This window comes from Testudinibacter sp. P80/BLE/0925 (assembly GCF_053570785.1).
On record NZ_CM131636.1, the window covers coordinates 1227884 to 1239982 of the forward strand.

At 49.8% G+C, this 12099-nt stretch carries 13 protein-coding genes; 7 read left to right on the forward strand and 6 right to left on the reverse strand.

The annotated features are described in order from the left end of the window. Positions 1-98: 98 nt before the first annotated feature. Positions 99-1124, reverse strand: coding sequence for a LacI family DNA-binding transcriptional regulator (locus ACWA5Z_RS05880; protein WP_431050671.1), 1026 nt, complete (start codon positions 1122-1124; stop codon positions 99-101). Positions 1125-1288: 164 nt separating this feature from the next. Here ACWA5Z_RS05880 and ACWA5Z_RS05885 point away from each other — a divergent pair, with 164 nt between their 5' ends. From ACWA5Z_RS05885 to ACWA5Z_RS05895, 3 genes are read left to right on the forward strand one after another with little or no spacing between them, the layout of a single operon-like run. Continuing rightward, complete coding sequence (locus tag ACWA5Z_RS05885) at positions 1289-1729, forward strand: PTS sugar transporter subunit IIA (protein ID WP_431050673.1); 441 nt, start codon at positions 1289-1291, stop codon at positions 1727-1729. Positions 1730-1770: 41 nt separating this feature from the next. After that, on the forward strand, positions 1771-2040 hold the full coding sequence (locus ACWA5Z_RS05890) for a PTS sugar transporter subunit IIB (RefSeq protein ID WP_431050675.1): 270 nt from the start codon (positions 1771-1773) through the stop codon (positions 2038-2040). A 25-nt stretch (positions 2041-2065) separates the two neighbouring features. After that, on the forward strand, positions 2066-3424 hold the full coding sequence (locus ACWA5Z_RS05895; RefSeq protein WP_431054302.1) for a PTS ascorbate transporter subunit IIC: 1359 nt from the start codon (positions 2066-2068) through the stop codon (positions 3422-3424). A 79-nt stretch (positions 3425-3503) separates the two neighbouring features. Here the strand turns inward: ACWA5Z_RS05895 and ACWA5Z_RS05900 are convergent, their stop codons facing one another. From ACWA5Z_RS05900 to ACWA5Z_RS05910, 3 genes are all read right to left on the reverse strand, one after another. Continuing rightward, positions 3504-4970: a glycoside hydrolase family 1 protein gene (locus ACWA5Z_RS05900; protein ID WP_431050677.1), complete on the reverse strand. Its 1467-nt coding sequence runs from the start codon at positions 4968-4970 to the stop codon at positions 3504-3506. 77 nt (positions 4971-5047) lie between these two features. Then, positions 5048-5266, reverse strand: a complete 219-nt coding sequence (locus ACWA5Z_RS05905) for a hypothetical protein (protein ID WP_431050679.1) — start codon at positions 5264-5266, stop codon at positions 5048-5050. 57 nt (positions 5267-5323) lie between these two features. Beyond that, entirely contained in the window at positions 5324-5506 is a 183-nt protein-coding gene (locus ACWA5Z_RS05910; RefSeq protein WP_431050681.1) for a hypothetical protein, read from the reverse strand. A gap of 230 nt (positions 5507-5736) precedes the next feature. Here ACWA5Z_RS05910 and ACWA5Z_RS05915 point away from each other — a divergent pair, with 230 nt between their 5' ends. Together ACWA5Z_RS05915 and ACWA5Z_RS05920 are read left to right on the forward strand one after the other, a co-directional pair. Next, positions 5737-6717, forward strand: coding sequence for an alpha/beta hydrolase fold domain-containing protein (locus tag ACWA5Z_RS05915; RefSeq protein ID WP_431050683.1), 981 nt, complete (start codon positions 5737-5739; stop codon positions 6715-6717). 9 nt (positions 6718-6726) lie between these two features. Next, positions 6727-8352, forward strand: coding sequence for a mucoidy inhibitor MuiA family protein (locus ACWA5Z_RS05920; RefSeq protein ID WP_431050685.1), 1626 nt, complete (start codon positions 6727-6729; stop codon positions 8350-8352). A 71-nt stretch (positions 8353-8423) separates the two neighbouring features. Here the strand turns inward: ACWA5Z_RS05920 and ACWA5Z_RS05925 are convergent, their stop codons facing one another. Next, on the reverse strand, positions 8424-9290 hold the full coding sequence (locus ACWA5Z_RS05925) for a pirin family protein (RefSeq protein ID WP_431050687.1): 867 nt from the start codon (positions 9288-9290) through the stop codon (positions 8424-8426). Between the two features lie 15 nt (positions 9291-9305). Continuing rightward, on the reverse strand, positions 9306-9539 hold the full coding sequence (locus ACWA5Z_RS05930; protein ID WP_431050689.1) for a DUF896 domain-containing protein: 234 nt from the start codon (positions 9537-9539) through the stop codon (positions 9306-9308). Between the two features lie 88 nt (positions 9540-9627). Here ACWA5Z_RS05930 and ACWA5Z_RS05935 point away from each other — a divergent pair, with 88 nt between their 5' ends. Next, on the forward strand, positions 9628-10617 hold the full coding sequence (locus tag ACWA5Z_RS05935; RefSeq protein ID WP_431050690.1) for a YeeE/YedE family protein: 990 nt from the start codon (positions 9628-9630) through the stop codon (positions 10615-10617). Between the two features lie 8 nt (positions 10618-10625). Continuing rightward, positions 10626-12008 (forward strand): sulfurtransferase, encoded by a 1383-nt coding sequence (locus tag ACWA5Z_RS05940; RefSeq protein WP_431050692.1) that lies wholly within the window; start codon positions 10626-10628, stop codon positions 12006-12008. The last annotated feature ends 91 nt before the right edge of the window (positions 12009-12099 follow it).

Sequence of the window (12099 nt, forward strand, 5' to 3'; positions counted from 1 at the left end):
ACAGATTTGTGATCTGGGTGGCACTTTAGTGAGAAATTTGTGATATGGATCAATATTTTTGATGGTGAAAGAGAAGTTGCGCTAACACTAAAAAATCATCAAGCACTCCCCCTCTCTAATAACTTAATCGGTACACTGATGATTTCAGGCAAAAGTGAGGTATTTTCTTGTTGTAGCAGGGTTTGCAGTTTTTTGCCGGCGAGTTCGCCCATTTTTTCATAAGGAATTTGGATGGTGGTTAAACGCGGATGAATCACGTTGCCGATGTCCAAACCGCCCATGCCGACAATGGCGATATCGTATGGTACGGCGATGTGCTTGCGGGCAAGTTCGCATAGCGCACCGCATGCCAATTCATCGGAGAGAAAAACATAGGCGTCGATTTGCCCCCACTCTAATAGGGCTTCATTGAATAATTCGGCACCTGTTGAAAACGTAGTCTCAGCCGGACGATGTAGCACCAAGTGCGGGCTGATGTGCTGACTTAATAATGCGCTCTGCCAGCTTTCCAAATAGTGCTGAAAGGTTGCGCTATCTTGCATGGCGGAAAGTAAACCCAGATTGCGGTAACCTTTTTTCACTAAAAATGTAATTAAAGTTTGTATTGCCGCTTTGCTGTCCACGCCAATATTAATCCCCAAAGGGGCAGGCTTGATCGCGCCAATTTCAATCACCGGAATCGTACTGTTTTTTATCCATTGCGCCTCTTTTGGCGGACAAGCAAGGTTCAATAAGATAATCGCCGCCGGCGCATTATTGATCAACTCCTTGAACCAGCTCGTGCCGTTGGCGATTAAGATAACCAATTGAAGATTCTGCATTTTTAGGCTTTGTTGCAAAGCGGATAAAATCAGACAATTTTCGCTTGAGGTGAGTGAAGAGGTGACCACAACCACGTTACGTGACGAAACCGATGCCAACTCTCTGGCGGCGGAATTGGGGATATAACCCAATTGTTTGACCGCACTTTCGATTTTATTGCGTAAGTTGTCCGACACCAATTCCGGTGTGCGTAAGGCGCGCGATACCGTCATCTGCCCTACGCCGACCCGTTTGGCAACATCTGCCAGGGTTACCCTGCCGGTGGTGCGTCGGGTTCGTGTTGGAGGTGTGCTGGAAGACATGTGTTGCCCTTATGGATTTTTATTCAAAGTATAACAAACAAATCAGTGAAAACAGCTTATTGTATTAAAAACGTTAGTGCTATCACAAAATCAGACTTATTTGATTGATAGCGCTAACATTGCTGTTTACACTTTGGATATCGTCATCATCTGGAGAACGAACTATGCTGAAATCTTATCTTCCCCTTGCGCATATCCAATTGGTCGAGTCGGTTTCCGACTGGCAACAGGCGGTTAAACAATGCGCACAACCGTTGTTGGACGGGCAGCTGATCGAGCCGCGTTATCTGGATCGTATTTTTCAGCTGTATGAGGAAATCGGACCTTATTTTGTGATTGCGCCGCAAATTGCCATGCCGCACGCCCGGCCGGAAGACGGGGCGTTGGCTCAAGCGCTCTCGCTATTGGTGATCAAGCAGGGAATTGATTTCGGATCAGAAAATGATCCGGTCAAGCTGGTGATTTTATTGGCGGCGAAGGACAATTCCTCCCATTTGGATATGCTGGCGGCGGTCGCCGAATTGTTGGCTGATGAAAGTGCGGTCGAGGAAATAATCGGAGCGGCGGATATCGAACATATCGCCGCAGTAGCACATCGTTATTAACTTTATTTAACAACCGGTATTAAAACGAAAGGAGCAACAGTATGAAAATTATGGCAGTCTGCGGACATGGTTTGGGCAGCAGCTTTATGATGGAAATGAACATCAAGAAAGCCTTGGTGAAGTTAGGGATTGAGGCTGAAGTCGGGCATACCGATTTGGCGTCGGTAACGCCGAATGAAGCGGATGTGTTTGTGATGGCGCGCGATATCGCCGAAAGCAGCAGTGTTTCGCCGGATAAAATTGTGGTGGTGACCAACATCGTCAGCGCTGCGGAATTTGAACAAAAATTAGGCGAGTATTTTAATCGCTGAGTTTTAACCGATAAGGAGTTTGATGATGGAAGCTATCCTGTTTTTCATTCTTGATATTTTGAAAGTCCCGTCGATTCTGGTCGGGGTGATTGCACTGGTCGGATTATTGTTACAGAAAAAAGCCTTCCCGGATGTGATTAAAGGCACGATTAAAACCATTTTGGGCTTTATCGTGTTGGGCGGCGGTGCCGGCGTCTTAGTTGGCTCGCTGAATCCGCTCGGCAATATGTTTGAATTTGCTTTTAATGTGCAGGGTATCATCCCGAATAATGAAGCGATTGTGTCGATGGCGCTAGAGAAATATGGCACGGCAACCGCGTTGATCATGGCGTTCGGTATGTTGGCGAATATTATCGTGGCACGTTTCACCCGCTTGAAATTTATCTTTCTGACCGGACACCACACCTTTTACATGGCGTGTATGATCGGCGTGATTTTAACCGTAGCGGGCTTTGAAGGGGTACAATTGGTGTTTGTCGGCTCATTGACCTTGGGCTTGATCATGGCATTTTTCCCGGCGATTGCCCACCGTTATATGAAACGCATTACCGGCAGCAATGAAGTCGGTTTCGGTCATTTCGGCACTGTCGGTTATGTGCTGTCCGGTGCGATCGGCGAAGCCACGGGGAAAGGCTCGAAGTCAACCGAAGAGATCAATTTACCGAAAAACCTCAGCTTCTTGCGCGACAGCTCGATTTCGATTTCCCTGACCATGATGGTGATCTATCTGATTTTAGCGCTCTCTTCCGGTAGCGAGTATATCGAACAAAACCTGAGCGGCGGACAAAATTATCTGGTTTATGCGATTATTCAAGGCATTACCTTTGCCGCCGGCGTATATATTATCTTGGCAGGCGTGCGCTTGATTCTGGCGGAGATCGTGCCGGCGTTTACCGGAATTTCGGAAAAATTAGTTCCGAATGCCCGTCCGGCACTGGACTGTCCGATTGTCTTTCCGTATGCGCCGAATGCGGTGTTAATCGGCTTCTTGTTCAGTTTCTTGGGCGGTATCGTCGGTCTGTTTATTTTGGGGCAATTAAGCTGGGTGTTGATTCTGCCGGGCGTAGTACCGCACTTCTTCTGCGGCGCAACGGCGGGTGTGTTCGGTAATGCGACCGGTGGTCGGCGCGGCGCAATGCTGGGGGCATTTTGCCACGGGGTGTTGATCACCTTCCTGCCGGTGTTTTTGTTGCCGGTGTTGGGATCACTCGGCTTTGCCAACACCACCTTCTCCGATACCGATTTCGGCGTTGTCGGTATTGCGTTGGGCTACATGGCGCAATATTTGTCGTTGAACATGATCACCGCCACCATTACCGGTATTTTCGTACTGCTGGTAGCGTATAACTATCTGGCGAAGAAGCCGATTGAGAATAAAGAATAATTTTATTCCTACCTGACAGCCGCAACCGCACTTTGATCTGATGATCACAGCTTCAAAGTGCGGTTTCTCCTATCTGCAGTTACAGTTCCCCGCCGTTGCTGGCGATCACGTTTTTATACCAAAAGAACGAATCTTTGCGCGAACGGGCTTTGCTGCCGTTGCCGTCATCGTCGAGGTCAACGTAGATAAAACCGTAGCGTTTCGACATTTCCGAGGTGGACATGCTGACCAAATCAATCGCGCTCCAGCTTAGGTAACCGCGCAGATCGACGCCGTCGTTGATCGCTTCCTGCATTTGCTGAATGTGGGCGCGGTGGTAGGCGATACGGTAATCGTCGTGAATGCTGCCGTCGGCTTCCGCCTGATCATATGCGCCCAAGCCGTTTTCCACGATAAACAGCGGTTTTTGATAGCGGTCATACATGTCGTTTAAGGTTATGCGCAAACCGACCGGATCGATCTGCCAGCCCCAGTCGGAGGCTTGCAGGTACGGGTTTTTCACCCCGCCCAATAGATTGCCGGCGGTACGTTCCGCATGGTCGTGGGTGGTGGCGGTGAGCGACATGTAGTAGCTGAACGAGATAAAATCCACCGGATACTGTTTTAAAATCGCGTCATCGCCCGGTTCTTTGTGAATACGCACATTGTTTTCCGCCCAGTGGCGCAGCATATATTTCGGGTATTCGCCGCGCGCGTGTACGTCGGTGAAATACAGGTTTTGTTGGTTTAGCCATTGCGCCAAGCGTTGGTCTTGCGGGTCGGCGGTGTAGGCGTAGTGCGGTAGGCGCGCCAGCATACAGCCCATTTTGCCGTCGGGAATAATCTCGTGCAGCGCTTTGGTGGCAAGGCTGCTGGCGATAAATTGGTGGTGCAGCGCCTGATATTTCACATTTTCCTGTTCGGCTTGCGGCACGCGGTCAATCACCACCCCGCCGCCGGTAAACGGGCTGTGCATGGTGATCATATTGATTTCATTGAAGCTCAGCCAATATTTGACTTTGTGTTGATAACGTTTAAACACGGTTTCGGTATAACGCAGGAAGTGACCGATCACTTCGCGCCCGGCCCAGCCATTGTATTTTTCAGTCAGACCCAGCGGCGTTTCGTAGTGGCAAAGCGTCACCATCGGTTGAATGCCGTGTTTGAGCATTTCGTCGAACAGATTGTCATAAAACTGTAATCCGGCTTCGTTCGGCTGTTCGTCATAGCCGTTGGGGAAAATTCGCGCCCAGTGAATCGAAACCCGCAACATTTTGAAGCCCATTTCGGCAAACAGCGCAATGTCTTCTTTATAGCGGTGATAAAAATCGATTCCCTCGCGTTTCGGAAAGCGGGCTTGTTTTTTGCCGCTTAAAATATCCGCCAGCGCTTGCGAGCTGATCTCGATTGAGGCGCTGTGCGCACCGCGTTCGGCTTTCGGCACATACGCCACCACATCGGCACCGGACAGCCCTTTGCCGTCGGCATCGAAACCGCCTTCAATTTGATTGGCGGCAGTCGCACCGCCCCATAAAAAGTCGTGTGGAAAGGGTTTTAAATTACTCATTTTGTTTTCCTCTTTTGGTTGAAATGTATCAGGTTATGTTATACCGCACTTGCCTCAAGTGCGGTTTTTGTTGCAATTTATGCTTTATTCAAAACAATCGAGATTAACGGCTCGCCTTGTGCGATGTGCGTTTCCTGCATGGGAATCACATCAAGATAATCTTCAGTATTGGCGATAATCACCGGGTAGAGCAATATGCCGCTTTTGAAAATGGTGCTGCAGATAGTGATCGATTTTTTCAACGCAGTGATAGGCGCGCGGATAGGCTTGGCGGGTTTGTTGATACAGAAAATCATCGCCGCCGACCGCACTTTGCAGCTAGAACAGGCGTTGGGCGAAATAGTGCAAATGGGTCACAAAACGCGCATGGTCCACACTGTTTTCGTCCAGTAATGGTAGCCGACCAAAGCGAGAATATCTTTCACAATTTGGGTGCTGCGCATGGTGTCCATCATATTATCGTTATCGGTGTGCGCATTAAAAATGTGCAGCGCAATAAAACCGGCTTCGTTTTCGCCCTTGTCTTCGTTTTCCACTAAAACGGCATTATTAAAAATTTTTTAATTTTCAACATAGGCTCTCGTGTCGTGTAGATTTTTCGGGCTGTGCAAATAATAAGAGTGACTCAATTCTAGCATGAAAGACAAACGGGTCACTATAATGCAGTAAGTGATTTCCTCGGCAAATACCGCACTTTTGGCATAAAGTGCGGTCAAAGTAAAGTAAGTTGCCGTTTTATTGATATGTTTATCCTTCGGAGAAAAAAATGAAGAAAGCGTTGTTGAAATTGACCGGTTCGTTGTTGCTGGCATTGCCGCTGGGAAGCGTGGCGAATCTAAACCCCGCTCCGCCGCAAAGCACCCTGATTGAAGTGGCGATTGAAAAGCCGTTGGTGAATGAGTGGCAGGATATCACTTATGCCCAACCCTTGGTCATGGGGCGACCGCTCAATTTGAAAATGGATCTGCTAAAACCGCAAAGTGAAGAGCCGCTGCCGGCAGTGCTGTTTGTCACCGGCGGCGGATTTTTGATGTCGCCGAAAGCCAACTATATCCAACAACGCTTGGCGATCGCCGAAGCCGGTTATGTGGTGGCGAGTATCGAATACCGCCATATTCCGCAAGGCAAGTTTCCCGATCCGCTGTTGGACGTGAAAAGTGCGGTGCGCTATTTGCGCGCCCATGCCGAAGAGTTCGGGATTGATAAAGACAAAATTGCGATTATGGGCGAATCGGCAGGCGGCTATTTCGCTGCGTTGGCGGCAACCACCAACGGTGAGCGTGAGTTTGATGTCGGCGAGAATCTCGATCAAAGCAGCGTGGTACAGGCGGCGATTGATCTTTACGGCTTGTCCGATTTAACCCAAATCGGCGCCGATTACAGCGCGGAAGTGCAAGCGCTGCACGACGGCGATAACGTGTCCGAAGCCTTGATGTTAAACGGCATTCCGCCGTTTGCGGCGGGCGGGGCGGTGAAAGCCAATCCGGAACTGGCGGCGCAAGCCAATCCGATTACGCATATTTCCAATAATACGCCGCCGTTTTTATTACTGCATGGCGATGCGGATGTGTTGGTTTCGCCAAGCCAGACTCAGATCCTGTTTGAAGCGTTAGCGGAAAAAGGGGTTTCCGCCGAGCGTTATGTGGTGAAAAATGCCGATCATGCCGGCGTATATTGGGCGCAACCGCAGGTAATGCAACGGGTGATTGATTTTCTTAACCAACAATTTAAACCGTCGTTAAAGTAAGAGGCTTGTATGAATAAAACCACAATCGGCGCAATTGCAGCCGCGACCGCACTTTGGACCACGCCCGCCACAGCGGCGGTGGAAAATATTGCTTCGCAGATTCGGCAAGTTACCTTGTATCAAAATCAGGCAAAAGTGGAACGCCGCGGCGAGGTGCAATTGGCGGCAGGCAATCATGAATTGGTTTTTGAGAATTTGCCGTTCAATCTGGAAGAAAGCTCGTTACAGTTCAGTGCAGCGGGCGGTTCGGGCTTGACCGTGTTGTCATTGGATAATGAAGTGCGTTGGAGCGAACAGCAGGCGGCAGGGCAATTACGCGATCTGCAACAACAAATCCGTCACCAAACCGACCAAATCAAACAGATACAGGATGAATTGGAGGCGATCGACAATCAATTTACCATGTTGCAATGGCTGCAACACGGACGCTTGAACGGCGAAAAGACCAGTCCGACGATTTCATTTGAGGAATTTAACCGCCTGCAACAATTTTCCCGCAGCACGTATAGCGAGTTAACCGCGGAACGGCGCGTGCTGACAGAAAAGCGGCAACAGCAACAACACAACCTGGAGCAGCTGCAACAGGAATATCAGCGTTTGGGCGGCGACAATAGTTTGAGGCAGCGCGTGGTGCGGGTGCAAGTGCAGGTCCCGGCGGCGGGTAAACAAGCGCTGACCTTGAGCTATACGACTTTCAATGCCTCATGGCGCCCGCAATATCAACTGGATTATCACAGCGCCGATAACCGCTTGAACTTGCAATACGGTGCGAAAATTCAGCAAAGCAGCAATGAGGATTGGCATAATATCAAGCTGATTTTATCCAGTGCCAACCCGATTCAGGTCGGCGAAGTGCCGGAATTGCAGCCGTGGGTGATCGATTTTTACCAACCACCGCAGTTGCGCCCACGGGCAAATACGGCAGTGCCAATGGCGGAAAGTCGGAGCGGTATGATGTTGGAAAATGCCGATATGGCATTAGTAGCAGCTGCGCCGCAACAGGCAACCGTGGAAAGCGGTGTAGTGGCTTCCCATTTTGAAATTCCGGGCGCGGTTACGCTCGCCAGCAGTCTCGCCAGCCAAAATGTGGTGATTGCGCAATTGGAACAAACCGCCAGTGCCGAATATGCGTTTTATCCCAATTATCAAGACAGTATTCTGTTGACCGTCAGCGGTAAAAATACCCGAGACTATCCGTTGCTAGGGGGCAGTTTACGCACCGCCTATAACGGCGATGTGATCGGCTTCGGCTCTCTGCCGACCTTGCTGCCGGGGCAGGAATTCAAGCAATTGATTGGCGAAGACCAAACCGTCGGCGTTAAAGCCGAACCGGTGAAACGCACCGAAGAAAACAGCGGCTTAATCAATAAATCGAAAGTGATACGGATCGAAACCGCCTACACCTTGCACAATAACCGCACCGAAGCAGTGGAGCTGACCGTGTACGATCGTATTCCGCAAGCGGTGGAGAAAGAGATCGTGGTGAATTTGCTTGAGCCGACAGCGAAAAGTATTACCTTAGATGAAAACGGACGCTATCAACAAAAAATCACTTTAGCGCCGAACAGCAAACAAACGCTGAAAAAAATCTTTACGGTACAGTATCCGCAAGATCAACAACTGTCGGGGTTGTGATTGTTGGGAGAAAAAATCAGGTAAAAGTGCGGTCAGATCACACCCCCTGACCGCACTTGCCGTTGCGTATCTTATAAACCGCCAAACTCGCCGCGATTAAACGCATTGAATTTTTCGATTAACTCTTCACGGCTGTTCATCACAAACGGACCGTGGGCGGCGATCGGTTCGTCAATCGGCACGCCGCTTAACAGCACCAGTTTTACCGCTTCATCGCCCGCTTGCAGTTCAATCGCGCCGCCTTCCATGTTAAATGTGACCAACTCCGTCGGGCGTGCGATTTTTTCACCATTAATCAACAGGTTGCCGCGCAATGCCACTAACATCAGATTATGGCTTGCCGGTAGATTGAACTCGGCTTTGCCGTTGGTATTAAGATCGATTTCCCACATATTTAACTCAGTGAAGGTGCGTGCTGCGCCCTTATTACTGTTGAAATCTCCTGCAATTACACGCACTTTGCCCGCGTTGTCCGCCAAGTCCGCCACCGGAATATCGGCGGAGGCAAGGGCTTGATACGCCGCTGGCGCGTTTTTGTCTTTCGCCGGCAAATTGACCCAAAATTGCAGCATTTCAAACATACCGCCTTCGCGGCTGAAGCGTGCGCTGTGAAATTCTTGGTGTACAATGCCGCGTCCGGCAGTCATCCATTGCACATCGCCGGTGCCGATCACGCCGCCGTTGCCTGCGCTGTCGCGGTGTTCCACTTCGCCTTGTAATGCAATCGTCACCGTTTCAAAACCGGCGTGCGGGTGTGCGCCCACGCCGCGCGGATCAGCTTCATTTGGTGCGAATCTTTGCGGCATGGCATAATCCAACATCAAAAACGGGCTGGTGAATTTGTCGTTCGCCATATGGGAAAACAGCGGCGAAACATAAAATCCGTCGCCGACCCAATGTTTGCGCGGCGCGGAATAAATTTGGTTAATGGTACGCATATTGTCCTTCCTTATCTAATTTGTCATCATGCCGCTGCGTTGTGCTTGGCGCAGTTTCAGCGGGGTTACGTCATTGCCGAGCGGATCAACCACCGTCACGGTGGCAAGGGCATGATTGAGCTGCCCGCGAATCGCCAGTAAATAGCGTTTTCTTAACGCGTGACGTTCCGCTAATTCCACGCTTGAAAGTGCGGTTTGCTTGGCTTTGCGCGCCAACTCGTTAATCCGATTCAGTTCAGGAATTTGCATATAACCTCCTAACAAAAATCTAGCCTTGTTTGCCACTTTGTGTTGTAATAACAACCTCTTTTTTTGTCATAGTATTAAGGTTTAATCTATGCCGCTATCAGGTCTCTTTATCGGGCTGTTGCTCGGTGTCGTATTGCAGCGCGGGCAGTTTTGCCTGTCGCGCCAACTGCATAATATTGTTTTTCAACGCAATCTTACCGCACTTTCACCGTTATTGCTGCTAATCGCCATTCAAGCAATCGGTTTTTTTCTACTGGAACAACAAGGGCTGATTCGTCTGCCGAGCTCGCCAATGCCGATCACGGCAACCTTGTTTGGCGCGTTTCTGTTCGGGGTCGGCATGAGCGTGGCGAATCGCTGCGTGACAGGGCATTTATACCGCAGCGGCGAAGGCAGTATTCTGGGTTGGATCACGTTGCTGATTTTTGCCCTCACCACCACCGCCACCCAAACCGGAATGTTGAAATTTTGGGTGGCAAATATGCTGCAATCGCAAAGCCAATTAGTCACCGTGCCGCAAAGTCTGGCAATTTCACCGTTGTATTTTATTCTGCCGTTGAGTGCGTTGGCGATCATTGCCGTGATAAAAAGCAAACGTACCGCCTCATTTTTCCCTAGCGGGTTTTCTGCCCCTTGGTCACCGCACTTTACCGCGCTGTTAATCGGTCTGATCAGTATTGCGGCTTGGTGGTCGAGTGCGCAAACCGGGCGTGAATTCGGTTTGAGCTTCAGCATTCCGTTAGGCAACAGCGTGCAATATGTGGTGCTGGGGCAGCAACGCTATCTCAATTGGGGCACTTATTTGATTTTCGGCATTGTGATCGGGGCGTTTCTTTCCGCTTGGCAGGGCAAAAAATTACTGTGGAAATCCCTTTCTGCCGCGGAATTTGGCAAAAGCACGGCGGGCGGTATCTTAATGGGGATTGGCGCGGCATTAACCGGCGGCTGCACCATGGCAAATGCCGTGGTGGGAACGGCGTATTTCTCGTGGCAGGCTTGGATCGCCGCGTTGATGATGATGTTGGGAGTATATTGTTATCACACGGTCAAACAAAACATTATTCATTCAACAAATTAGGAGCGTTTATGCACTTATTTAAGATCAGCGGGTTAACCTTAATCATTTCAACGTTATTAATGGGCTGTAAAGAACAAAAAGCCAGCGATATTTCACAAGCCGATGTATTAAAAGCGCAAAATAATCCTGAATTTGTGATTGTGGATACCCGCGGCGACAGTTTTTACAACGGTTTCAAAAGCCCGAATGCGGTACGCGGCGGGCATATTCCGAATGCGGTGCAATTCACGGTGGATTGGCTGGACGCAATTCAACCGGACTATTTTGAAAGTTTCGCCGCCGGCAAAGGTATCACTAAAGAGAAAACCATTATTTTATATGATGACAACTTGGATAATTTGGAGCGCGTCAGTGCCGAATTTATCGCCAAAGGCTATCAAGTGCGGTTGTTTAAAGATTTCATCAATTACGCCAACGATCCGCAAACGCCGCTCGAATCCTTCCCGAACTATCAATTGCTCGTTTCCGCCGGTTGGCTGAAAGACGCATTAGACGGCAAAAAACCGGAAACCGATTCCGGCAAAGAGATTATGGTGTTCCACGTTTCTTGGGGCCCGGTGGAGCAAGCGCAAGGCTACAAACAGCACGTGTCCGGAGCGTATCATTTTGATACCGACTGGATTGAAAACGGACCGGTGTGGAATTTATCCGATCCGCAAGTGATTGAAGCCAATTTATTAAAAAACGGCATTCATAAAGATAAAACCGTGGTGCTGTATTCGGAAAACCAACTTGCCGCGTTTCGTGTGCTGTGGGCGTTAAAATGGGCGGGGGTGGAAGATGTGCGAATTCTCAACGGCGGCGTGAATGCGTGGATCAACAATGAGTTCCCGATTGATACCGCCGTGAATATCCCGACGCCGATCAGTCAGTTCGGCACAACCATTCCGGCAAAGCCGCAACTGACGATTAATACCGCCCGACAAGCCCGTGATAAGCAACAACAAGAAGGTTTGAAATTGGTCAGTATCCGTGCTTGGGACGAACATCAAGGCAAGATCAGCGGCTATGATTACATTGACGGCAAAGGCGAACTGGAAGGGGCGGTTTGGGGCTTTGCCGGCACCGATTCCTCCAATGTGGCGGATTATTATGATCCCGACGGCTCATTGCGCAACCCGAAAGAGATTTTTGCATTATGGGAAACGCAAGGTATCAATAAAGGCGACAGCTTGGCATTTTATTGCGGCACCGGCTGGCGGGCAGGCATTCCGTGGTTTATGACCCAAATGGCGGGTTGGGAGAATACCATGGTGTATGACGGCGGTTGGAATGCGTGGCAAATGGACGCCAAACTCCCGACCAAAGCAAACAGCCCGTTAGCCACTAAACCGAATGCGAAAAATTTCTTCGGGGTGACACCGCGCACAGGGTTGTCGTGTAAGAGTTAATTGGTTAGCTTTCAACCGACTCGGCGGCACGCGTTGCAACAGCTCACGGCTTTTCAGCGGTGGCTGCCGAGGTAGACTTTTGAGTTTAGAT